23 protein-coding genes are annotated in these 22,409 nt (G+C 39.1%); 7 read left to right on the forward strand and 16 right to left on the reverse strand.

All coding sequences use genetic code 11. The features are described 5' to 3' along the window. Positions 1 to 17 precede the first annotated feature (17 nt). From AC2TFD_RS19220 to norA, 6 genes are all read right to left on the reverse strand, one after another. Positions 18 to 1,313 carry an arsenic transporter gene (locus tag AC2TFD_RS19220; RefSeq protein WP_484673776.1) on the reverse strand — a complete coding sequence of 432 codons (1,296 nt, stop codon included), beginning with the start codon at positions 1,311 to 1,313 and terminating at the stop codon, positions 18 to 20. Then, positions 1,310 to 3,094, reverse strand: coding sequence for an arsenical pump-driving ATPase (arsA, locus tag AC2TFD_RS19225; protein ID WP_484673777.1), 1,785 nt, complete (start codon positions 3,092 to 3,094; stop codon positions 1,310 to 1,312). The genes AC2TFD_RS19220 and arsA overlap by 4 nt, the downstream gene beginning before the upstream one ends. Positions 3,095 to 3,117: 23 nt before the next feature. Continuing rightward, a complete protein-coding gene (gene arsD / locus AC2TFD_RS19230) occupies positions 3,118 to 3,474 on the reverse strand; it encodes an arsenite efflux transporter metallochaperone ArsD (RefSeq protein WP_484673778.1) in 357 nt (118 codons plus the stop codon). 115 nt (positions 3,475 to 3,589) lie between these two features. Then, a complete protein-coding gene (locus AC2TFD_RS19235) occupies positions 3,590 to 3,934 on the reverse strand; it encodes an ArsR/SmtB family transcription factor (RefSeq protein ID WP_335512398.1) in 345 nt (114 codons plus the stop codon). 257 nt (positions 3,935 to 4,191) lie between these two features. Then, entirely contained in the window at positions 4,192 to 4,686 is a 495-nt protein-coding gene (locus AC2TFD_RS19240) for an arsinothricin resistance N-acetyltransferase ArsN1 family A (RefSeq protein ID WP_484676347.1), read from the reverse strand. 127 nt (positions 4,687 to 4,813) lie between these two features. Continuing rightward, positions 4,814 to 5,998 (reverse strand): multidrug efflux MFS transporter NorA, encoded by a 1,185-nt coding sequence (gene norA / locus AC2TFD_RS19245; protein WP_484673779.1) that lies wholly within the window; start codon positions 5,996 to 5,998, stop codon positions 4,814 to 4,816. Between the two features lie 92 nt (positions 5,999 to 6,090). On the opposite strand from norA, the gene AC2TFD_RS19250 reads away from it, so the two are divergent. The 4 genes from AC2TFD_RS19250 to AC2TFD_RS19265 all read left to right on the forward strand — a co-directional run bounded on the left by AC2TFD_RS19250 (position 6,091) and on the right by AC2TFD_RS19265 (position 9,602). Then, entirely contained in the window at positions 6,091 to 6,918 is an 828-nt protein-coding gene (locus AC2TFD_RS19250; protein WP_484673780.1) for a MerR family transcriptional regulator, read from the forward strand. 108 nt (positions 6,919 to 7,026) lie between these two features. Then, a complete protein-coding gene (locus AC2TFD_RS19255; RefSeq protein WP_335514663.1) occupies positions 7,027 to 8,025 on the forward strand; it encodes an ABC transporter ATP-binding protein in 999 nt (332 codons plus the stop codon). Further along, a complete protein-coding gene (locus tag AC2TFD_RS19260) occupies positions 8,022 to 8,813 on the forward strand; it encodes an ABC transporter permease (protein WP_484673781.1) in 792 nt (263 codons plus the stop codon). Before AC2TFD_RS19255 ends, AC2TFD_RS19260 begins: the two co-directional genes overlap by 4 nt. A gap of 3 nt (positions 8,814 to 8,816) precedes the next feature. Next, positions 8,817 to 9,602, forward strand: coding sequence for an ABC transporter permease (locus AC2TFD_RS19265; RefSeq protein WP_335567834.1), 786 nt, complete (start codon positions 8,817 to 8,819; stop codon positions 9,600 to 9,602). 132 nt (positions 9,603 to 9,734) lie between these two features. On the opposite strand, the gene AC2TFD_RS19270 is transcribed toward AC2TFD_RS19265, so the two are convergent. The 8 genes from AC2TFD_RS19270 to glpK all read right to left on the reverse strand — a co-directional run bounded on the left by AC2TFD_RS19270 (position 9,735) and on the right by glpK (position 18,630). Beyond that, positions 9,735 to 10,517, reverse strand: coding sequence for an ABC transporter ATP-binding protein (locus AC2TFD_RS19270; RefSeq protein WP_335567833.1), 783 nt, complete (start codon positions 10,515 to 10,517; stop codon positions 9,735 to 9,737). A 15-nt stretch (positions 10,518 to 10,532) separates the two neighbouring features. Continuing rightward, on the reverse strand, positions 10,533 to 11,291 hold the full coding sequence (locus AC2TFD_RS19275; RefSeq protein WP_484673782.1) for an ABC transporter permease subunit: 759 nt from the start codon (positions 11,289 to 11,291) through the stop codon (positions 10,533 to 10,535). Between the two features lie 7 nt (positions 11,292 to 11,298). Beyond that, positions 11,299 to 12,432, reverse strand: a complete 1,134-nt coding sequence (gene ssuD / locus AC2TFD_RS19280; RefSeq protein WP_484673783.1) for an FMNH2-dependent alkanesulfonate monooxygenase — start codon at positions 12,430 to 12,432, stop codon at positions 11,299 to 11,301. A gap of 14 nt (positions 12,433 to 12,446) precedes the next feature. Beyond that, positions 12,447 to 13,427 (reverse strand): sulfonate ABC transporter substrate-binding protein, encoded by a 981-nt coding sequence (locus AC2TFD_RS19285; RefSeq protein ID WP_484673784.1) that lies wholly within the window; start codon positions 13,425 to 13,427, stop codon positions 12,447 to 12,449. 30 nt (positions 13,428 to 13,457) lie between these two features. Continuing rightward, positions 13,458 to 14,000, reverse strand: coding sequence for an NADPH-dependent FMN reductase (gene ssuE / locus AC2TFD_RS19290; RefSeq protein WP_484673785.1), 543 nt, complete (start codon positions 13,998 to 14,000; stop codon positions 13,458 to 13,460). A gap of 688 nt (positions 14,001 to 14,688) precedes the next feature. Beyond that, positions 14,689 to 16,365 carry a glycerol-3-phosphate dehydrogenase/oxidase gene (locus AC2TFD_RS19295; protein WP_484673786.1) on the reverse strand — a complete coding sequence of 559 codons (1,677 nt, stop codon included), beginning with the start codon at positions 16,363 to 16,365 and terminating at the stop codon, positions 14,689 to 14,691. 184 nt (positions 16,366 to 16,549) lie between these two features. After that, positions 16,550 to 17,101, reverse strand: coding sequence for a glycerol-3-phosphate responsive antiterminator (locus AC2TFD_RS19300; RefSeq protein WP_335514673.1), 552 nt, complete (start codon positions 17,099 to 17,101; stop codon positions 16,550 to 16,552). 38 nt (positions 17,102 to 17,139) lie between these two features. Continuing rightward, positions 17,140 to 18,630: a glycerol kinase GlpK gene (gene glpK / locus AC2TFD_RS19305; protein WP_335514676.1), complete on the reverse strand. Its 1,491-nt coding sequence runs from the start codon at positions 18,628 to 18,630 to the stop codon at positions 17,140 to 17,142. Between the two features lie 324 nt (positions 18,631 to 18,954). Here glpK and AC2TFD_RS19310 point away from each other — a divergent pair, with 324 nt between their 5' ends. Genes AC2TFD_RS19310 through AC2TFD_RS19320 form a run of 3 tightly spaced genes read left to right on the forward strand, consistent with a single transcriptional unit; the run spans position 18,955 to position 20,475 of the window. After that, entirely contained in the window at positions 18,955 to 19,230 is a 276-nt protein-coding gene (locus tag AC2TFD_RS19310) for a hypothetical protein (protein WP_335514678.1), read from the forward strand. A gap of 20 nt (positions 19,231 to 19,250) precedes the next feature. Further along, positions 19,251 to 19,856, forward strand: a complete 606-nt coding sequence (locus AC2TFD_RS19315) for a DUF2238 domain-containing protein (RefSeq protein ID WP_335514681.1) — start codon at positions 19,251 to 19,253, stop codon at positions 19,854 to 19,856. Positions 19,857 to 19,887: 31 nt separating this feature from the next. Further along, positions 19,888 to 20,475 carry a DUF421 domain-containing protein gene (locus AC2TFD_RS19320; RefSeq protein WP_335514696.1) on the forward strand — a complete coding sequence of 196 codons (588 nt, stop codon included), beginning with the start codon at positions 19,888 to 19,890 and terminating at the stop codon, positions 20,473 to 20,475. A 39-nt stretch (positions 20,476 to 20,514) separates the two neighbouring features. Here AC2TFD_RS19320 and AC2TFD_RS19325 read toward each other — a convergent pair whose 3' ends face one another. Next, positions 20,515 to 21,468 carry a D-2-hydroxyacid dehydrogenase gene (locus tag AC2TFD_RS19325; protein WP_335514683.1) on the reverse strand — a complete coding sequence of 318 codons (954 nt, stop codon included), beginning with the start codon at positions 21,466 to 21,468 and terminating at the stop codon, positions 20,515 to 20,517. A gap of 104 nt (positions 21,469 to 21,572) precedes the next feature. Further along, positions 21,573 to 22,367, reverse strand: coding sequence for an XdhC family protein (locus tag AC2TFD_RS19330; protein ID WP_335514686.1), 795 nt, complete (start codon positions 22,365 to 22,367; stop codon positions 21,573 to 21,575). Between the last annotated feature and the right edge of the window lie 42 nt (positions 22,368 to 22,409).

Raw genomic sequence — 22,409 nt, forward strand, 5'->3', positions numbered from 1 at the left:
TTTTGTTAATTCATTTTTTAAATAAGCAACAACCAAATATAAAGACCCGCTAATGTAATAAAAAGTGTTGGGATCGTTAATACAATACCTGTTTTAAAGTACGTTCCCCAAGAAATCTTTACCCCTTTAAGGGATAACACGTGTAACCATAATAAGGTCGCAAGTGAACCAATCGGAGTTATTTTAGGACCCAAATCTGACCCAATTACATTGGCATAAATAAGTGCTTCTCTTACTACACCGCTTGTGTTGGTGTCTGCTATCGCTAATGCATCAATCATCACCGTCGGCATGTTATTCATGATGGAAGAAAGGATGGCAGCGATGAAACCCATCCCAATTGTTGCTGCAAATAGACCTTGATCAGCTGTTATTTGAATTAAATCTGCTAACACATTCGTTAAACCAACATTTCTTAACCCATACACCACCACATACATTCCAATTGAGAAAAATACAATTGCCCATGGTGCTCCTTTGATCACTTTCTTTGTTTCAATCGCTGGACTTCTTCTACCCATAAATAAGAAGAAAACAGCCACAATACCAGCAATAATAGAAACTGGAATATTTAAAAACTCACTTAGGAAATACCCGATTAAAAGGATCCCTAACACGACCCATGACAACCGAAACATTCTTACATCTCGAATGGCTTCAACTGGCTTCTTTAATTGTGTCAAATCATATTGTTTTGGAATGTTTTTTCGGAAATATAGAAATAACACAAGAATACTTGCTCCTAATGAAAAAAGGTTAGGAACAATCATTCTTGAAGCAAATTCAGCAAATCCAATCCCAAAAAAGTCAGCAGACACAATGTTTACTAAATTACTGACAACGAGTGGCAATGATGTTGTATCCGCAATAAAACCACTTGCCATAATAAATGGAAAAACCATTTTTTCTTCAAATTTTAAGTTTCTCACCATTGCCAAAACGATGGGAGTTAATATAAGAGCGGCTCCATCATTAGCAAAAAATGCGGCTACCAATGCGCCTAATATCGAAACATAAACAAACATTAGAACTCCATTACCTTTTGCTGCTTTTGCCATATGCAGAGCAGCCCACTCAAAAAATCCAATTTCGTCCAAAATGAGTGAAATAATAATAATGGCAACAAATGCTAACGTTGCATTCCAAACAATAGATGTTACATCCATTACATCATGAAAATCAACCACTCCTACAATAAGAGCTAAGATAGCCCCACCACAGGCAGACCACCCAATGGACAATCCTTTCGGCTGCCATATTACTAAAATAAGTGTTAATAAGAAAATCACGGATGCTAATATAACTGATGTCAATGTGCTACCTCCAAATTAATCACCTTTTTTAACTGTTCATAACCAGTAATTTCTTCAGTCATTAAAGGTACCATGGCACATTTTTCAGCTAATTCAGTGGTTACCTTTTGAATCCAGCCTTCTTCAGCTCGTGCCCTTCCTTTTAATATAGGATCTTTCGTTTCGGCTGCATAAAGGCTTTGATTAATGACCCACCATTTTGGAATAATATCTGCCCGCTTTAAATCATCCTGTAAACGGCTAGCTTCAAGAACCGGAGTTGCTTCTGCTAAGGTTACAATCACCACGCTCGTTTCTTTAGGATTCCTTAATCGAGGAAGTAACATTTTCACACTTTCTGGTATTTCTCCCGTCGAACGAGCCAGTTCTTTATGATAAGACTGCGCAGCGTCTAGTAACAGAAGTGTATGTCCTGTTGGTGCAGTATCAATGACTACAATTTCCTCTTGTAATCTTGCCACAACTTCCGCAAATGCACGGAAAACGGCAATCTCTACCGTACAAGGGGAGTTTAAATCCTCTTCTATAAAGGCAATTGCTGCTTCATCCAACTCATCGCTCACCTTGGATAAAACTTCTGCTTTATATGCCTCTACTTCTTCTGCTGGATTAATACGGGTTATGGTCAATTGGTCACTTATTCCACTATTTTGGAAAACAAACTCCAAATGTGCTGCTGGGTCTGTTGTTGTTAAATGTACTTTATGACCTTTCGCTACTAACCCAACGGCGATTGCAGACGCCATTGTTGTCTTTCCAACCCCACCTTTACCCATGGTGAAAATCACTCTAGTATTGTTGTTTGTGAAATCTTCAATCACTTTACTTAAGTCAGGTAAAGATATGGATTTGCCTTTCACATCCGATTGTTGTGCTGGCATTGTGTATTGCTTAAATAAATAACGTAGGTTCTGAATACCTGTTAAAGAATACGATACAAATGGCAACGAATACGTGACAACTTGTTTTAAATCATTTGGCATTTGTTTTATCGCTTTACGTTGTCGTTCATAAAAGGAAGAGGAAATTTTATCTTCAGGTAGATAGGATTGCATTAGTCCGTTTATGATCAGAGCCTGGTTTGTGATACCAATCTCTTTTAGCTCTTTTGATGCACGGTTTGCCTCAAGTAAGGACGACTCATCGGGTCTTGCTACAAGAATAAGGGTTGTTTTCGTTGCATCAGAAAGTGCGTCCATTGTAATAGAATAAATTTGTTTCTTTTCAGACAACCCAGATAAAGGTCCTAAACAAGAAGCTCCATGTGTGTTTTCTTCTAAAAACCCACTCCAGGCAGTTGGCAGCTGCAGAAGTCGAAGCGTATGTCCCGTAGGAGCTGTATCAAAGATGATATGCTCGTATGCGTCAACAACTGATGGATCCGCTAGCAATTTTGTAAATTCATTAAATGCTGCTATTTCAACTGTACATGCACCTGACAATTGTTCCTCCATGTTCGCTACAACTGCGTCAGGGAGTTTCCCACGATATGGTCCAACCATTTTGTTTCGGTATGCTCTTGCTGCTTCATCTGGGTCAAGATTACAAGCATTAAGATTGGGTACACTTTGAATTGCCATTGGAATATTGGTGAGACCGACTTCTAATACATCCTGTAAATTAGACGCAGGATCTGTACTAACAATTAGTACCTTTTTGCCTTCGTCTGCTAATGTAACAGCCGTTGCACATGCTGTTGAAGTCTTTCCTACGCCTCCTTTGCCTGTGAAGAATAAAAATTTTGTATTTACAATCATCTTTGTATCGAAAGGTTGGAACATATCTACACTTCTTTCTAACTCGATTATTTTAATTCTATTTTTAGACTAACCTTATGCTTTTTAGAAAGCTCCTCCACATTTACGCCAAACCATTCCGCAAATTCTTCGTTGGTGGGGTAAATACCAATCCTAGCAATTTTGCCATCCAAAATGGTAACGGGCAGTAAATCTGGTCCCTTTTCATGAAGGACTTTGTTTACCTCTGTGTTTTCAACAAATTGGGCCGGTTCAGTCCCAAGATTATACCGTTTAATATCAAAGCCTTTTTTCTCTAATAAAAAGATTGCAGTTGCCACTCTCGTTAATTCAGGGTCAACACTGGGACCACAGACACCCGTAGGACAACACAATGCTGGGTCAAAAATTTCTACTTTACTCATAAAATTACCTCCTATAATATAAGTCTTTGCTTATATCGATTAGTAAAAGGAATAGGAAAGAATATGTTATGCCTTGGCTGTTTTATTCTAATTCCTAACTCCCATCTAAAAAAAACTAACATCCACACTGAAGTGTCGGGTTCGCTTTTTCGATCATTTTAATTTTATCTATCTGCTCTGGTACATGTTCCAAAACATCTTCAATAAGTCCATAGAACTCATTCTGAGTGTTCAATGAATAATAAATCCATTGGCCCCTCCGCTCTTCCTTAACCATTCCTGCATCCTTTAACTTGCGAAGATGCTGGCTGATAGAAGGCTGACTCATTTCAAACACTTCAAGAAATTCACATACACAGCACTCACGTTGTTTTAAAATCCCCATAATGGTTAAACGCGTTTTATCACCTAATAATTTCAAAACATTTGCCGCACGCTCTAATTCAATGATTGATGTCAATTTACTAAGCACCTCCTTACCACATATAAGTAAATAATAATTTGCTTATATAAATTCTAAGAATTATTTACATTTTTAAATTTTTTGTTGCATCGAGTAGATTTATTCATTTCATTGCTGTTTATTGTCCATTCAAACGGATATATAACTATTTGCTTATATGTTAAAATAAAAAACAGTGGAAATCAAGATTTTAATGTAAAGATATTGTAAAAATAAAGATTGATAACCGTAGTGATCAATCTCTTTTTTACAGTTTACAATAATTTCTCCATTGCCATTACATCAACAAATTCTCCATCTAGCTTTCCTTGGTTTTCAAATACCCCTACAACACGAAATCCCATTTTTTTATATAAACCCTGTCCTAATTGATTAAAAGGGAAGGTAAACAGGATGATTTTATGAAATCCATTTTCTTTAGCAAGGGTTTCAAGTTTTGCTAGAAGCTTCTTTCCAACACCTTTACCTCTATAATCCCTGGAAATATAGACTGATAGATCGGCCACCCCGTCATATGCACTTCGGTTGTTATATTGATTTAACGAAGCCCAGCCTACTACTTTTCCTTCAATTTCAGCGACAATTACTGAAAAACGGCCTTGATGATTTTCATACCAACTCATCATGTAGGAGTAACTTTTAGTTTCAACCTCTAATGTTGCTATTCTGTCTTCTATGCCTTGATTATAAATTTCTAGTATGGAATTTAGATCCGATTCTTTTGATTTTCTTATAACTATATCTTGCAACAACAGTGTACCCTCCACACGTAAATTCTTTGTCCCCATTAATGATCATTTTACTACAAACAGCCTTGATATATTATTGAAACTAGTTTCCGCACAATTCTAGATTAGGTGAAGTAAATTTTTATTATTAACTAGCCTTCACTTTGATGGAAGAACGATTTTCTTGTTTTTTCCAGAACCATGTTATAACGATTCCCAACGCTAATATGACAGTCGCAAAGTAGTAAGGGTAGTTAATATCTATATCAAATAAGATCCCCCCTAGAATGGGACCACTAATATTCGCCAAACTGGTAAACATTGAGTTCATTCCTCCAACAAACCCTTGTTCATTTCCAGCGATATTTGAAAGATAGGAAGTTACTGCTGGTCGGAATAAATCGAATCCTACAAAAACAATAAAGGTAACAAGTAAAATAGAGAAATACGAATGAACAACGGTCATTAAAAAGACCAGCACGGCAGATAAAAGTAAGCTGTAGCGGATCAGTTTAATTTCACCCCAAATTCGCGTAAGTCTATCAAATAAAATGACTTGTGAAACTGCACCAATAATAGCACCACCTGTGATAACAATGGCTATATCCGATGGTTTAAATTGAAATTTGTGGTCAACAAATAAACTAAAGAACGATTCAAAAGCTGCTAAACCAAATGAGCCAATAAAAATTAAAACAAATGCTAGGAAATATTTTGGTTCAAGTACACGTTTGAAACTATTCTTCGTTTCTGAGACTTGTTCATTATTTTCCCCTGGACGATTTGGCTCAGATAATAAAATAATCGAAAGAATACCAGCGATTGTACCAAGTGCACCTGCGAATAAAAATGGTACACGTGTTCCAAATTCGGCTAAGAATCCACCAATACCCGGACCAATGATAAATCCGGTACTAATAGCAGCTGACATATAACCAAGTGCTTTGGGACGAGTATCCAAAGTTGTGATATCTGCAATATAAGCAGTAACTGCCGGCATAATGAAGGCAGCGCTAATTCCACCTAAAATACGGGAGAAAAATAACATTTCTATTTCTTTGCCGATTCCAAATAAAAATTCAGATATGCCGAAAATAAATAAGCCAATGACAATCATAATTTTCCTGCCGAATTGATCCACTGCTTTCCCTGCAAATGGTGAAACAATCAATTGAGCAATGGCGAAAGCGGCTGTTAAATAACCAATGGTTGTTCCTGTTATGCCTAATTCATTCATCAGCGTTGGTAAAACTGGAATCACAAGTCCAATCCCCAAAAAAGCTATGAATAAATTCAGTAATAATAATCCTAAAGTGACTTTTTGAGACTTCATCTTCTATATTCTCCTTAACCAAACACTTGTTGTTTACAATCCCCATCCTAGTGTATATAGTTACTATATAGTCAAGGGTGGTGCTGTAAAAAATGAATCAAAAGACTGGGAAATATTTAACTACGGGCGAATTTGCGAAGCTTTGTAAAGTAAACAAACAGACTCTCTTTTATTATGATCAAATTGGACTCTTATCGCCGATATTGAAAAATGAAAAAGGGTACCGTTATTATTCAATTCACCAAATCGAGTTATTCTTTGTTATCGATTTATTAAAAGATCTTGATATGTCGCTTAACGATATTCAACTCTATATGCAAACGAAATCTCCTGAAAGTTATTTGTCGTTAATGTATCAAAAGAAAGATGAGATTGTGAAAAAGCGTCAGGAGATAGAAATGAAGGAAAAGTTTATCGAGGCACAAATAGCATTAATAGAAGAAGCGTCACACCTTGATTTTCATCAAATTACACTTGAACCATTACCAGAAAAAACACTTTATTTAAGTAGAAACATTGAAAATATAACAGAAGAGGAATTTGTCGAAGTTGTTTCAGACTTTCTAAATGAATTGAACGAATCACATCTTGATACCGGATATCCCATAGGTGTTATCACGAAGCGAGAGCAAGTACTAAAAGGTGAATACACCAATTACAGCTTTTTATATATTGAACAGCCAAATCCAAAAGAAGGACATCCGTATTTTAAAAGTGTTAAGGGTGATTTTATCATCGGCTATCATATCGGGGATGAGCACACCATACATCTCACCTATAACCGGCTTTTTTTAGAGATGGAAAAGTTAAATGTGACGATAGGTGAATATGTTTTCGAAGAATATATCTATGATTCAGTTGTAAAGAATCATAAGGAGGATTATGTCACCAAAATTATGATACAAGTCAAGCAGACATAATCTTCAATCATCCTGCTTGCATGAATAACCTGCTCACGTTAATATTTAAATTTGGTAATACGTTTATGTTATCATGTTTTTCTTTTTCTATTATTAGGGGGAAACGAAATGAATGTCATTGAGGTACAAAATTTACGAAAAGAATTTAATTCCTATTCAAGCCGGCCAGGTTTGGCTGGAGCATTTAGGGATTTATTTACGCGGAATTACAAAGTCCATGCAGCTGTTGATAATATTTCCTTAACGGTTAAACAAGGAGAAATGGTTGGCTATATTGGAGAAAACGGTGCTGGTAAATCAACGACGATAAAAATGTTAACCGGTATTTTAACGCCTACATCCGGTTCCATTATCGTCAATGGGATGAACCCGCATAAGCAGCGGGAAGAATTCGTGCGAACCATTGGCGTGGTGTTTGGTCAGCGTTCACAGCTATGGTGGGATATCGCGGTACAAGAGAGTTTCCGGTTATTAAAAAAGGTATACCGTGTCTCGGATGAGGACTATAACCATCACATGGGCCATGTGATAGAGACGTTAGAAATCGGTCCTTTACTAGATAAACCGGTGCGAAAGCTTTCGCTTGGACAGCGAATGCGCTGTGAATTAGCTGCTGCTCTCGTACATAATCCTCCCCTCCTCTTTTTGGACGAGCCAACGATTGGGCTGGATGTATTGGTGAAATTAAAAATTCGTAAGTTTCTACAGGAAATTAACGAGCAATATAAGACCACCATTCTCTTGACGACACATGACTTAACGGATATTGAAGCCCTTTGTGAACGCGTTGTACTATTAGATGAAGGTAAAATTATCTATGACGGCAAGCTGAATCAACTTCAAGCACATGCGGTGGAAGGAAAACAAATCGAATTTGAATTTTTGTCAGAAGTCCCTCGCAGTTCCCTGCCTCGCACTGAAAATATTCAATGGGAACAAAAGGATGCGACCACCTGGCTCGGGTATATTAATGGGGATGAACAACTTGTATCTAAATTAATAAGTGATGTGGTACAACGAAATCCGATTAAAAATGTCCGAATAAATGAAGTTTCTACCGAAGAGATTGTCCGGAAGATTTATGAAGAAGGAATGGCCCTGACATGAGTATGTATTTAGAAATGATCCGGGTTCGTTTTTTAATGATGCTTGCCTACCGGACAAACTATTATAGCGGGATTTTAATTTATAGTATTAATATAGGAGCTTACTATTTTTTATGGTCTGCAATTTATGGAGGAAAAGAAGAAATTCAAGGATTGTCCGTCATCCAAATGACCACATATTTGGCTGTCGCCTGGATGGCAAGAGCGTTTTATTACAACAATATTGATCGTGAAATTGCAGCTGAAATCAAAGATGGCAAAGTCGCGATTGAAATGATTCGTCCGTATAACTATTTAGGAATGAAAACCATGCAGGCACTCGGGGAAGGAATCTTCCGCTTATTGTTTTTCTCAGTCCCAGGCATGATCATTGTGGCATTAATTTTTCCTGTCCGCTTTGATGCTAGTTTGACAACGTGGATGTTGTTTTTCCTCTCGCTTGTTTTTAGTTTTATTATCAATACTCATATCAACTTATTAACGGGGATTATGACGTTCTTTTTGTTTAATAACACAGGGCTGATTCGGGCAAAACGTGTTGTAATCGATTTGTTCTCAGGTTTGCTGCTGCCAATCTCTTTTTATCCAGGCTGGGCTCAGGACTTGATGTCCTATTTGCCATTTCAAGCAATCAGCTATGTTCCTAGTATGATATTTACAGAAGGGTTTGTCGGTCAGGAGATTTATAACGCCTTGCTCCTGCAAGCGTTCTGGGTTTTCATCTTACTGATTCCGATCTACCTTTTATGGCTGCTCGCAAAAAAACACTTAATCGTACAAGGGGGCTGACCAATGTTTTATCTATCATTGTTCTTTCAATATGCCTCTCAATATTTAAAGACTAGGTTTACATATCGTGTTGATACGGTAATTGAAATCTTTTCAGATCTATTGTCACAAGCCGTCAATTTAATTTTCATTTTAATCGTATTTCGCCATACAGCTGCTTTAGGCGGCTGGAACCGTGATGAAATCATTTTTATTTATGGATTTTTCCTTGTTCCTTATGCCTTATTTTCATCCTTTTTTAACATATGGGACTTTAATGAACGTTATATTGTCAAAGGAGAAATGGACCGGGTCTTAACTCGCCCTGTTCACAGCCTTTTCCAAATTATCATGGAACGGATGGAACTGGAATCTTTATTTGGTGTCATTACCGGTTTACTGATTATGGGATATGCGATGGTGAACCTTGACTTAACCTTTGTTTGGTATGATGTTTTAATCTTTATCGTTATGGTTATGGGCGGAGCTTTTATTTATGCTGGGATCTTTATTTCGATTGCCACGATTGGTTTTTGGTCAGACAGTCGCACCGATATCATGCCCATGATGTACAATATCAGCAATTACGGCCGCTACCCTGTCAATATTTACAACAAAGTGATTCAATTTGTGTTAACGTGGATTTTACCTTTCGCCTTTGTCGGGGTGTATCCAGCATCATACTTTTTAAATAGAGAAGAATGGGTTGGCTACGCCTTTTTTACACCTGTGATGGGAATTCTTTTCTTCGGGATGGCGATTTTTCTCTGGAATACCGGCGTAAAAAAATATCGCGGGGCTGGGAATTAATATTTTTTATTAAGGAAAAGTTTTACAGATTTGCTGTATTTATTTTTGGATGTACTTAAAATAGATATAAAAGCTTCCGGCCAGATTCAGGTCGGAAGCTTTTAAAATCGGGGTAATATACCAAATTGAATTTCACCATTCCATGGCCGGCAAGCTTGCAGCAGCTACCTCCGTTGCAATCCCCCGTTGTTTATGACCCATAATTTTATTTAAGATTTGACTGACTAGTTTCGTGAATAGAGGGTGGTCCCGGTGCCTTGGATAGGGAAGACGGACAGGAACTTCGAGTACAACCCTCCCTTCCTCAATTAAAATGACTCGGTTCGCTAACGCTACTGCTTCCTCAACATCGTGGGTCACCAGAATTGCTGTTAATTGCTTCTCACTCCACAATCCTTCAATCAATTCATGCATTTCGAGTCGGGTCAAAGCATCTAAAGCACCGAGCGGTTCATCTAGTAATAACAGTTCCGGCTCATGAATCAGTGCTCTAGCAAGTGCTACCCTTTGTTTTTGACCCCCTGAAAGCTCAGAGGGCCAAGAAGAGGCACGGTCCGCCAATCCTACTTGTTTCAGGACTTTATCAATCTGGTCTTTCTGAGCTTCCTTTTTTAGCCCCAGTGCTACATTATCATATACCTTTTTCCAAGGGAGAAGCCTTCCATCCTGGAACATGATTTTAGCCAAATCATTACGCCCTTTTAATTCCATACCGTTTACGACTAATTTACCTGAATTGGGTGCTTCGAGACCCGCCATAATACGCAGTAAGGTGCTCTTGCCGCAGCCGCTTTTTCCAACGACTGCAATAAACTCTCCCCGATTTACCTGTAAATCAATACTTCTTAAAACTTCATTCCCATCAAATTCTTTACGGATATTTGAAAGGTCGATTATCGGTTGTTTCGTTGCCATCTTCTTTTCCCCCTCTTACTTCTGATGGCTTGGATGCCATTTTAAAAATTGTTTTTCCGCTAGCTTTGCCATCACATCAGACAGTTTTCCTAATAGTGCGTAAAGCAGAATACTCAAAATCACGACATCCAGTTGCATAAATTCCCTAGCATTCATTGCCATGTAGCCAATTCCCGAATCAGCGGCAATCGTTTCCGCCACGATTAATGTTACCCAGGTAATTCCCAGCGCAAATCTTACCCCGACAAGGATGGATGGTAATGCAGCGGGAAATATGACATGCCAAAACAATGAAAATCCTTTTAGTTCATATACATACGCCATTTCAATCAAGGAAGGGTCAACCGAACGAATTCCATGGTAGGTATTTAGATAAATTGGGAAAAACGTTCCAAGGGCAACGAGAAATAGTTTCGCTTCCTCACCAATCCCAAACCACAGGATTACAATGGGCAGTAATGCCAGGTGCGGGATATTGCGGATCATTTGAATTGATGAATCCAGCAAACTTTCTGAGATTTTCGATATACCGTTAACCAACCCTAATGCAAAACCGATTCCCCCGCCAATCAAAAACCCAACAAAGGCTCTTTTGGTACTGGTCCATACATCCGATACAAGCTGGCCGTTCTTCATCAGGTCAGCGGCTGCAGTAAAGATATCCAGCGGATTTGGGAGTACTCTATTGGAGAGTATCCCGGTGGAAGAAGATACTTGCCAAGCGATAATTAATACAGCAGGAAAAATCCAAGGTAAAATTTTTTTCGTTTTCATTTGCCTCCTACCTCACTGCCCTATTTTTGGGTAAAATGCTGTTGGCCACAATCTCACCAAATGGACTGACGATGGTTGAAGGCTTTAGTCCCTCTAAATTCAAGTGTGGGAACAATAACTCCGATACGCGGTAGGCCTCTTCCAAATGTGGATAGCCTGATAAAATAAACGTTTCGATTCCAATTTCCTCGTATTCTTTCATTCGTTTGGCCACTGTTTCTGGGTCTCCAACTAGAGCGGTACCCGCACCGCCTCGTACCAACCCGACCCCAGCCCAAAGGTTAGGGCTGATTTCTAAATGATCTCTCCTGCCTCTATGAAGCTCTGACATTCTCTTTTGTCCAACAGAGTCCATCCGGGAAAAGACCTTTTGTGATGCAGCTATCATATCGTCATCGACATACTTAATTAACTTGTTGGCCGCGTCCCATGCCTCTTGTTCTGTCTCCCGAACTATGACATGGAGGCGGATGCCGAAACGAACTGTTTTTCCTCGTTCCTGAGCTAATTTTTTCACAGCTTTTATCTTTTCTTCGACTTGCTTTGGCGGCTCGCCCCATGTTAAATAAACATCGACATGATCCACCGCAATTTGCTGTCCAATTGCCGAAGAGCCCCCAAAATAAAGTGGAGGATATGGTTTCTGAACTGGAGGATATAATTGCTTAGCCCCCGAAACCTCTAAATGGGTACCTGAATAATTCGCTTCTCCTTTTTCAAGTAGGTCCTTCCAAATCGTTAGATATTCATCGGTCAGCTCATACCGTTCTTGGTGAGATAGATGGATTCCATCACCCGCAAGTTCCACAGGATCGCCACCGGTTACGACGTTAATAAGAAGTCTGCCATTCGATAACCGGTCAAAGGTTGCAGCCATCCGGGCTGCATTGGTTGGCGACATAATACCAGGACGAACTGCCACCAAAAATTTCATACGTGAGGTTACCGGAATTAACGAACTCGCAACCACCCAAGCGTCTTCGCAGGATCTTCCAGTCGGCAGTAATGCACCCGTAAATCCGAGATTGTCAACGGCTTGAGCAATTTGCTGGAGATAAGGAGTATTCACTTCTCTTCCCCCGGTCGTTACACCTAAATATCGTGAGTCTCCATGCGTGGGAATAAACCAAAATACATTCATCATATTTCCTCCTCTTACTCTTTTGGGTTCCATTGTGCTTCGGATGTGTTAATTTCCATCGGGATTAACTGTAGTTCAAAAAATTTGTCGGCAATTTCTTGTTGATCCTTAATTCGTTCCTTCGTAATCTTTTCAATGCCGAATGCTCTGCGTCCGAGTACGACTTCCAGTGTTTCCTTATCGATTCCGCTTTGCGGAGCTAAATATTCAGCAGCTTCTGATTGGTTATTCTTCACCCACTGCTCTTCTTTTCCTAATTCCTCAATCAGGATTTCAAGAACCTTCGGATGTTTTTCGGCAAATGTCTTAGAGGCTAGGAAGAACTCACGATTATTGACTAGCCCTGTACCATCTGCCAAAATACGAGCTCCTGTTTGTTTTTGCGCTTCTGCTAAGAATGGATCCCAAATGACCCAGGCATCCACAGCCCCTTTTTCAAAGGCAGCTCTTGCATCTGATGGAGGTAAAAAGGCCGTTTCGATATCTTCATACTTCACCCCATTTTCTTCCAATGCTCTAACTAACAAATAATGAACATTAGACCCTTTGTTTAAAGCTACCTTTTTTCCTTTTAAATCTTTAATACTCTTAACCTCTGAATCTTTAGGAACAAGGATTCCCTCACCCTTTGGATTAGCCGGCTCATTAGCGAAATAGACCAATGGAGCGCCTGCTGCCTGAGCAAAGATCGGAGGCGCCTCACCAGTATGCCCGAAATCCAGGCTGCCTACATTTAATGCTTCTAGGAGCTGAGGACCGCCAGGAAACTCAATCCATTCTACCTTATATCCCAAAGGCTCTAGCTTCTTTTCCAATGTTCCTTTTGCTTTTAGGAAATTTAGGGAACCAAACTTTTGATAACCGATGTGAATGGTTGCACTTCCACTCTTATCCGCGGAAGCCTTTTCTGTGGAATTTTGATTGGTGCATGCACTTAGTAAAAATAAAAACAGGGTCAAGCTAATCAGCATGAATTTATTTCGTATTGACTTCATTGGTATACCTCCTGATTTTTTTGTATTTTTTTAATACTTAATTAAAAGGTCTAAGGATGCCTGTAATTCAACCATGGCTAATTCCAGTCTTTCTTTAAGGTGAAGGTCAATGAAATTTAACTGCTCACCGGAATAGCTAACCTGTGAATCAACGAGATAGACTCCTTGAGGGATTTCACGTGCACCAAGGGTAGAAAATAAAGGTTTAAATGCATATTCCAGTGTCAACAGATGAGCAATCGTCCCACCTGAGGCAATCGCCAGCACTTTTTTTCCACCCAGACTTTTCTCCGGCAGCAAATCAAAAAAGCTTTTCAAAATTCCTGGGAAACTGGCTTTATAAACAGGACTCACCACAATCAGTGCATCTGACTGTTCTACTAACTGTAGGGCTTTCTTTATTTCTGGATGGTTAAACTGTGCATGTAACAGCGCTTCGGCAGGAAAATCCCTAACGGAAACCTGTTCTACCTCATTTCCTCCTTCTACGAGGATATTACTGACAAATGAAGCAATGGCTGCCGTTCGTGAAACAGTGGCAGGGCTCCCTGAAATAATTAAGATTTTAGACATTTACATTGGCTCCTTTTTTTAATAAATTATTTTAAAAATAAAAAGGCCCCTAACCCTTTAATAAGTTAAGGACCTTCAGCTGTCTGATCGGTCGTCATGATTATTCGATTTGCCCCTAAATTACTGTGGGGATGGGATGTTTTGTTTAATTGATTAATCTTGTCTCCTTTCTTTTACAGTCTTCCTAATAAAGTCTCCCACATGTTTCCATCCTAAATTTAGTAAAGGAAAACAAAATAGGCCCCGCAATATTTAATCTTGAGATTTCAACATTGCAAGGCCTTCAGTGGTCTGATCGAACCTTCATTATTCCGATTGGTTAACTATGAATTAATTTATCAAAATTTTCCAACATTGTCAACCATTTTTTTACGGGTTGAATCTTGAGTGATTTAGTCAAGATTATATGCTGGGAAACTTAATTGATCGATTCAATGTATGGGGAGGCCAAACAGGAGGTGATAAAAAAGGCTTGGTACAGATGACTTACTTTACAAGGTACTTTTTCACGCCAGTCATGGGAATCCTTTTCTTTGGTATTGCTATTTCTCTGGAATGCAGGCGAAATAAATATCGTGGGGCTTGGAACTAAAATTTTTCTTCTAGTAGTAAAGACTGAAAAGTGCCAGGCACCTTCCATTATTACCGAATGGTGCCAGGAACTTTTTTAATATTAATAATATTACCATTAAATGGAATTATTAAGTTGTTCATCAACAGGGATAACAGCATCGGTTAATTCTTTTTCCAACTCTTCTTTATATTGAGCACTTTGTTTCTGATTCCAGCCAAATTTCTCTTCCATGAAAGCAATGACTTCATCCTTCCACGAATGGACCCAGTCGATGTTGAAATATAACGCCCCGGTTCTGCGGATAAAAAAGTCTGCAGGGGTCGTTACCATTTCATGCTCAATCGAATACATGACTTGTGCATAAACGCCCCTTGTTAGCTTTACCTTTTCCAATTCATCATAGATTCTAGCGTACTTGAAAAGTTCATCCACATTTGATCCGTATATTTGAACGAACCTGCGTCCTTCTTCCTTTGTCAATCCATAACCCTTTGCTTCCTGTTCCTTAAGGGTAATAAATGATTGAAAACCTTTCGAGCCTCCAACATTCCCGCCTGAAATTGGAAAATTTTTGGTTCGTGCTTCTTTAAACTTTTGCCCTTGTTCATCGAGGCGTGCTGCAATCAAGTCCACGACGGATTCTGCCATCTTCCGATATCCTGTTAGCTTTCCACCCGCAATCGTGATAAGACCACTCTCCGCTTCCCAAATTTCATCCTTACGGGAAATCTCTGAAGGGTCCTTTCCTTCTTCATATATTAATGGACGAACACCGGCCCAGCTTGATTCAATGTCATTTTCAGTTACCTTAACCTCTGGAAACATAAAATGAATGGCTTTTAATAGATATTCACGGTCTTTTGTCAGCATTTTAGGATATGCTGCGTCTCCATCATAAAATGTATCGGTTGTTCCCACATAGGTTTTTCCATCTCGGGGAATCGCGAACACCATCCGTCCATCTGGAGTATCGAAGTAAACCGCTTGACACAGCGGGAAAACATACTGGTCGATCACCAGATGGACACCTTTCGTTAATCGCAGCTGCTTATTATTTCGAGCGTAATCTTTTTTCCGAATACTATCGACCCAAGGACCTCCTGCATTCACCACTTTGTTCGCCTGAATAACAACTACCTTATTTGAAAGCATATCCCTTACCTTGACACCGGTTATCACATTATTATGATAGATAAACTCCTCAGCTTTTACATAGTTCAATAGATGAGCCCCATTCTCAAAGGCCGCTTTTAACACTTCAATCGTCAAACGGGCATCATCGGTTCGGTATTCTACGTAATACCCTGCGCCCTTAAGTCCTTCTTTTTTGACCAGCGGCTCTTTTGCAATGGTCTCATTTCGAGAAAGCATGCTGCGGCGCTCCGATTTTTTCACTCCAGCTAAAAAATCATAAACCCGTAAGCCGATCGATGTACTTATAGGACCGAATGTTCCGCCTTTATGCAGCGGGAGGAGCATCCATTCTGGTGTGGTAACATGTGGACCATTTTCATAAACGATAGCCCGTTCTTTTCCCACTTCCGCCACCATTCCAACCTGAAACTGCTTTAAGTAACGCAACCCGCCATGGACCAGCTTTGTTGATCGACTAGAGGTACCTGCCGCGAAGTCCTGCATTTCCACTAATGCCACTTTCATTCCTCGAAGGACCGCATCCAAAGCGATTCCGGCACCGGTGATGCCTCCGCCGATAATCAACAGGTCATATTGCGCCTCTGACATGATGTTAAGCCGCTCTTCTCTTTTTAATGCTGAAAATAATTCTGACATTATTAGTTCCTCCTATGCGAAGTTTCATTATGTTATAAAAAAAGAGACCAAAAACTGCATTATAGCAAAAGCTATAACTTCGTTTTTGGCCTCTCCACATCTCATACCGTCAACTATTAACTTATTATTATTATAACTTAGTATTTCATCTTAGAAAAGGTAAAAAATGCTTATAAAGTAATTTCTACAATCTGCCTTTAAAATGGTCCCAAATTTCTTTATTGGAAGTGGTAATTGACTCAGCTCCAGCTTCAAGAACATTTTCTGCATCCTCTACCGTGCGGATTAGTCCGCCTGCAATAATTTTTGTCTGTGTACGATCTTTTATTTCTTTAATCATGGAAGGAATGACGCCCGGCAGGACCTCCACATAATCTGGTTTTGTCTTTTCAATAATGGCGTAGCTCTTTTCTAATGCATAAGAATCCAATAAAAACATCCGTTGAATGGCGATTACCCCTTTTTGTTTCGCTTTTAAGATCACACCAGACTTTGTTGAAATAATACCTAATGGCTTGTATTCCTGACAAATAAATTCTGTTCCATATTCATCATTTTTTAATCCTTGTATAAGATCCAAATGATAAATCATTTTCTTCCTATGTTGCTTAGCCATCAACGCGATATTCTTTAATTGTGCAATATGAACATCCAAGAATAAGCCAATTTCATAGTCACTCGTTAAGAATTTTTCGAAGTCCCGTAAGGAAGTCGAAGCAGGTAATATTTTATGCATCTTTGACCTCCCGCTTTTTAATAATGAAACAGACTTACTTATTTAAACGCCATCGCAGCTTTTACTGCCTTTTTCCAGCCATTGTATAGTTTTTCCCGATTTTCTTCTGTCATTGCCGGTTGGTAATTTTGGTCAATTGCCCACTGGCTTGAAATCTCTTCCTGGCTTTCCCAGAATCCTGTTGCGAGACCGGCAAGATAGGCAGCTCCGAGGGCGGTTGTTTCATTCACCACTGGTCTTTCAACAGGTACATTTAATAAATCACTTTGGAACTGCATGAGGAAATTGTTCCTTACCGCACCACCGTCTACCCGGAGTGTTTTCACTTCAATACCAGAATCACTTTCCATTGCATCTAAAACATCTTTCGTTTGATAACCAAGGGACTCCAATGTTGCCCGAACAAAATGCTCTTTTGTCGTCCCGCGTGTTAACCCAAACACAGCACCGCGAACATCACTATCCCAATAAGGTGTTCCTAACCCAACAAAAGCAGGAACAACATACACTCCATCAGCTGACTCAACTTTCCTTGCTAATACTTCACTATGTTTAGCATCCTTTAATAATCGTAACCCATCTCGAAGCCACTGGACAGCTGAACCAGCAACGAAAATACTGCCTTCCAGCGCATATTCGACCTTTCCATTTAGTCCCCAGGCAATGGTCGTGAGAAGGCCATGTTCAGAACGAACTGCTTTTTCGCCTGTATTCATCAACATAAAACAACCTGTACCATACGTATTCTTGGCCATTCCTTTTTCAAAACATGCCTGCCCAAATAAAGCAGCCTGCTGGTCACCCGCCGCTCCAGCAATCGGAACTTGCTGTCCAAAAAAATGATAATCTATCGTGTGCGCATAAATTTCAGATGATGATTTTACTTCTGGAAGCATCGATTTAGGAACTCCTAAAATGTTTAACAATTCCTCATCCCAAGTTAAATCATAAATATTAAATAGTAACGTCCTTGAGGCATTACTGTAGTCTGTGACATGTGCTTTCCCGCCAGACAACTTCCAAATTAACCAAGTGTCAATCGTGCCAAATAGCAATTTCCCTTGTTCTGCTTTTTCTCTGGCATCCTCTACATTGTCTAGAATCCATTTAATCTTTGTTCCTGAAAAATAAGCATCGATTAATAAACCCGTTTTTTCTCTAAACAGGTTATTATATCCTTTTTCCATTAACTCATCGCAAATCCCGCTCGTTTGGCGTGACTGCCATACAATGGCATTATAGACTGGATTTCCCGTTTCTCGATCCCAAATGACAGTCGTTTCACGCTGATTCGTAATACCAATCCCGGATATCTGTTCAGGCTTCGTTCCCGATTCAGTTAAAACACCGGCAATAACAGCCAGTACGGAGCCCCAAATCTCATTTGCATTATGTTCAACCCAGCCTGGTTTAGGAAAATATTGTGTAAATTCTTTCTGAGCGGAATGGACAATTTCACCTTTTTTATTAAACAGAATGGCCCTCGAACTTGTCGTTCCTTGATCTAAAGATAAAATATATTTTTCCATTTCAATCTCTTCCCCTCATCCGTTAAAATGTTCTGCCCCTTTACTTCCTAAAAATTTAATCATATAAAGAACTGACGTAAAAAAATAGAGACTTACACAGAAGAAACCTATTAAAATAGGTTAATCAGTGTGAATCTCCTAGTCTCCGACACAAAATGTTAACTTAGATAAATTGTATTCCACGTTGTAAACGTTGTCAATATATTACATCTTATAATATAAACAGGTAATAAATATATACTATCAAGTAAATAGTAATGGTGTGTTTGATTTGTGATGAACTTTTGAGTGTTAGAACATATTCCTGTTAAGTAGGTGGATCCCTTGGACTTTCCGACTATACATACAAACTTTTGGGACGCTGTGATTGCTGTTCCCATGGTCATGTTGATTACTCAGCTAATAAAGAATTTTTTCCCTATAAAGAAAAAATATGTTCCGACCATAGCGCTTATCCTTGGTTTGTGCATTTCTATTTTTATCAGCCATCGTCACCATTTCATAGCAGGTCTTTTTATGGGTTGGTTTTATGGATATGCTGCCATTGGTTCATATGCTTCATTAAAAACCACACTGTTGGCATTTAGAAAACAGATATGAATAGAAAAAGGGAAAAATCCGTGGCTTCAAACAGATATAAAGAAAAAGTTGTCGATATCCTCTTTATAGGTATCCAAATCATTTGTATCATAGCACTCTTTAAAATTAAAAATTTCGACTATATGAGAATGGCTTCTGGAAACCTTATTTTTTGGGTAATGTATATGATTTTGGAGAAAAAACAGAACTGGCGGATCCCTTTTTATATTAGGGTCGTAACTTTACTTTCCATTACGTTTAACGACCTACTTGGTGACTATTTTAACCTATATGTAACCTCTTGGATGTATGACAGATTGCAGCATATATTTGGCACCTATGCCTTGGCACTTTGGATATTTTTTGTCATCCAGCAATTTATTAAAATAAAATTAACCAACAAAAGACTGACTATTTTATTTTTACTAATTCTTGCATTAGCATTGGGTACGATTTATGAATTATTGGAGTTTATGGAAGATGAAGTTTTTAAACCGATAATCAAAAATCAACCCAGCCTGCTGGATACAAACCAGGATTTACTATCCGATTTAATAGGCGGAGTAATGGCTGTGTTCCATTATCACCTTTCAAAGTATTTAAAAACATTTCGATTTCCTTTTGAACAAAGGACTACTTCTAGATAATTACATATTTTTGAGAGGTGAGTAATTGGGTATGGAATTTATTGGAGAAACCCTGCTTTTACTTGTTGCCAGCACCATTCTCCTTAGGCTTGCCGGAAAAAAATCTATTGCTCAAATGTCAAGCCTTGAGGTCATAATCATCTTAGGTATTGGAACCACAATGGGACATGCAATCAAAGAACACAAGCTTTGGCAAATAATAGTAATTTTAACTTTGTTTGTGATTTATCTAGTGTTCGTTCAATATCTTCAATTAAAGTTTACGATTATTCACCGCTACATATCAGGTAATGCCATTATTGTTATACTTAATGGTCAAATTGAATTTGACAACTTAAAAAAATTACGAATGACAACTGAACAACTTGAAGCTAAACTCCGGCAAGAAGGCATTTCCTATATTTCTGATGTAAAAACCGCTACACTCGAATCCGATGGCGGGTTAGGGTATGAATTAATGGAACATGCTCGACCGATTACCCGTAAAGAGTTATTAGAAAGTCTTCACAAAGATCAAAAAGGTAATATACCAAATAACCAAACCAATAAAGATGACAATATATTCGAGAAAGTTCCAGGTTACATCCCCATTGCTAAAAGTCTATCTAAGAAAAAGTAAAGTCCACCGAAGGGAGAATGGTGGACCAGTGTTACCAGTCTATTGGATAACATTCTTTGGGTTCGAGTCGATAAATGCCTTTATATTTTCAACTGCTATATCCAAAAGCTTGGTGCGTGCTTCCTTCGTAGCCCAAGCTATGTGTGGCGTGATAATACAATTTTTTGCATGCAGCAGAGGATTGCTATCCTCTGGAGGCTCTACCGCCAGCACATCCAGTCCTGCGCCGCCAATCTTTCCTGTATTGAGCGCATCTGCTAAATCTTTATTATTGACTAACTTGCCGCGTGACGTGTTAATAATAATAGCGGTTGGTTTCATCATTGATAAATTTTCGGAGTTTATGATACCTTCCGTTTCCTTGGTCAATGGGCAGTGCAAGCTAACGACATCAGATAACCTCATCAATTCATTCAAATCGCACCATTGAAAATTAGGCAGGTCCATTTCGCGATGATGATTGCCATATGCCAAAATATGCATTCCAAAAGCTGAAGCAATTCTGGCAGTTTGTAGCCCAATTCGTCCTAAACCGATAATGCCAATCGTCTTACCTGCCAACTCAACAAGCGGATAGTTCCAGAAGCACCAATCAGGATTCTTTCCCCACTGCCCGTCCATAACGGCATCACTGTGGCGCTGCACATGATTGCAATGTTCAAGAATCAGCGCAAATACCATTTGAGCCACTGATTCCGTACCATAAGCGGGAATGTTCGTTACTACGATTCCTCGTTCTTTAGCAGCCTGAATATCGACAACATCGAAGCCTGTTGCCAATACCCCAATATACTTTAGTTTAGGTAGACAGTCGAGAGTACCCCTGCTTAAGGGGGTTTTGTTCGTTAAGACGATTTCAGCGTTTACAGCTCTTTCTACAATAAGCTCCTCAGGTGTCCGGTCGTAAATAGCAATTTCCCCAATCTGAATCAATTCACTCCAACTTAAATCACCAGGATTTAATGCATAGCCGTCTAAAACACATATATTCATAGTAACAATTCCTCTCTGTCATTTTTTAATTTCTATCTATAATAAAAAATAACAGATTAAAAGCAAAAGGGGAAATTGGCAAAATACCATTGCCCCTTTTTAACTTATCTATTTAACTGCTTTACTTTAATAGGCTTCGTTTCTCTGCTTAGTTTGATGATTTCTCCAATAATGCTGATAGCAATTTCTTCTGTTGTTTCCGAGCCAATTTCTAATCCGGTGGGCGAATGTACCTGCTCCAGCTGTTCTTCTGTGATGCCTTCACTTTTTAATTTTTCAAATATAGTTATCGTTTTGCGCTTGCTGGCGACCATCCCCACATAGGCTATTGGAAATTGCAATGCCGTTTTTAATACAATATCATCACGGTCTTTTGTAACAATGATCACGTATGACCTTTCTGTTGGTCCGGCCTCGAGTAAAGCCTCGCCAATATCCTCATTCACAAAAATGTTGGTTGCATTGGGAAAGCGTTCTTTCGTAGCATAACCAATACGGTCATCCACCACGCAATAGGGATATTCAAGCATATCCGCGAGCTTTGCAAGAGCAGAAGCCAGATGTCCGGCGCCGGCCAAAATGAGTTCTGGTCTGCTTTGATAGATTTCAATAAACACCCTTATTGTACCGCCGCAATTCATTTGAATTCCGTCTTTCGCATGTTTATTCAATTTGTATTCAACGATTTTCGATTTCCCCATTTGAAGAGCATTTACACTTTCTTCAATGATATAGTGTTCAGCCAAGCCCCCTCCGACCGTGCCTTCAATCGTACCATCCCGATAGACAATCATTTTCCCAACATGCCTGGGAGTCGAGCCTTTTGATTCAATAATCATCGCTAGTGCAAAGTTTTCGTTTTGGCGAGTCAGCAAAGCCACTTTTTCCATCAGTAGCATGACTAGCTCCCTCCTTTATCAACATGGTTTTGTTAAAACAAA

The sequence above is a fragment of the Neobacillus sp. plas4 genome, assembly GCF_057221695.1.

Bases quoted from the DNA above. Each gene is read 5' to 3' on its own strand.
- AC2TFD_RS19255 (WP_335514663.1), top strand. From the start codon at position 7,027: ATGAATGTCATTGAGGTACAAAATTTACGAAAAGAATTTAATTCCTAT.
- AC2TFD_RS19285 (WP_484673784.1), bottom strand. From the start codon at position 13,427: ATGAAGTCAATACGAAATAAATTCATGCTGATTAGCTTGACCCTGTTT.
- glpK (WP_335514676.1), bottom strand. From the start codon at position 18,630: ATGGAAAAATATATTTTATCTTTAGATCAAGGAACGACAAGTTCGAGG.
- ssuE (WP_484673785.1), bottom strand. From the start codon at position 14,000: ATGTCTAAAATCTTAATTATTTCAGGGAGCCCTGCCACTGTTTCACGA.
- AC2TFD_RS19300 (WP_335514673.1), bottom strand. From the start codon at position 17,101: ATGCATAAAATATTACCTGCTTCGACTTCCTTACGGGACTTCGAAAAA.
- AC2TFD_RS19250 (WP_484673780.1), top strand. From the start codon at position 6,091: ATGAATCAAAAGACTGGGAAATATTTAACTACGGGCGAATTTGCGAAG.
- AC2TFD_RS19295 (WP_484673786.1), bottom strand. From the start codon at position 16,365: ATGTCAGAATTATTTTCAGCATTAAAAAGAGAAGAGCGGCTTAACATC.
- AC2TFD_RS19320 (WP_335514696.1), top strand. From the start codon at position 19,888: ATGGAATTTATTGGAGAAACCCTGCTTTTACTTGTTGCCAGCACCATT.
- AC2TFD_RS19265 (WP_335567834.1), top strand. From the start codon at position 8,817: ATGTTTTATCTATCATTGTTCTTTCAATATGCCTCTCAATATTTAAAG.
- AC2TFD_RS19325 (WP_335514683.1), bottom strand. From the start codon at position 21,468: ATGAATATATGTGTTTTAGACGGCTATGCATTAAATCCTGGTGATTTA.
- AC2TFD_RS19260 (WP_484673781.1), top strand. From the start codon at position 8,022: ATGAGTATGTATTTAGAAATGATCCGGGTTCGTTTTTTAATGATGCTT.
- ssuD (WP_484673783.1), bottom strand. From the start codon at position 12,432: ATGAATGTATTTTGGTTTATTCCCACGCATGGAGACTCACGATATTTA.
- arsD (WP_484673778.1), bottom strand. From the start codon at position 3,474: ATGAGTAAAGTAGAAATTTTTGACCCAGCATTGTGTTGTCCTACGGGT.
- norA (WP_484673779.1), bottom strand. From the start codon at position 5,998: ATGAAGTCTCAAAAAGTCACTTTAGGATTATTATTACTGAATTTATTC.
- arsA (WP_484673777.1), bottom strand. From the start codon at position 3,094: ATGTTCCAACCTTTCGATACAAAGATGATTGTAAATACAAAATTTTTA.
- AC2TFD_RS19275 (WP_484673782.1), bottom strand. From the start codon at position 11,291: ATGAAAACGAAAAAAATTTTACCTTGGATTTTTCCTGCTGTATTAATT.
- AC2TFD_RS19330 (WP_335514686.1), bottom strand. From the start codon at position 22,367: ATGCTACTGATGGAAAAAGTGGCTTTGCTGACTCGCCAAAACGAAAAC.
- AC2TFD_RS19270 (WP_335567833.1), bottom strand. From the start codon at position 10,517: ATGGCAACGAAACAACCGATAATCGACCTTTCAAATATCCGTAAAGAA.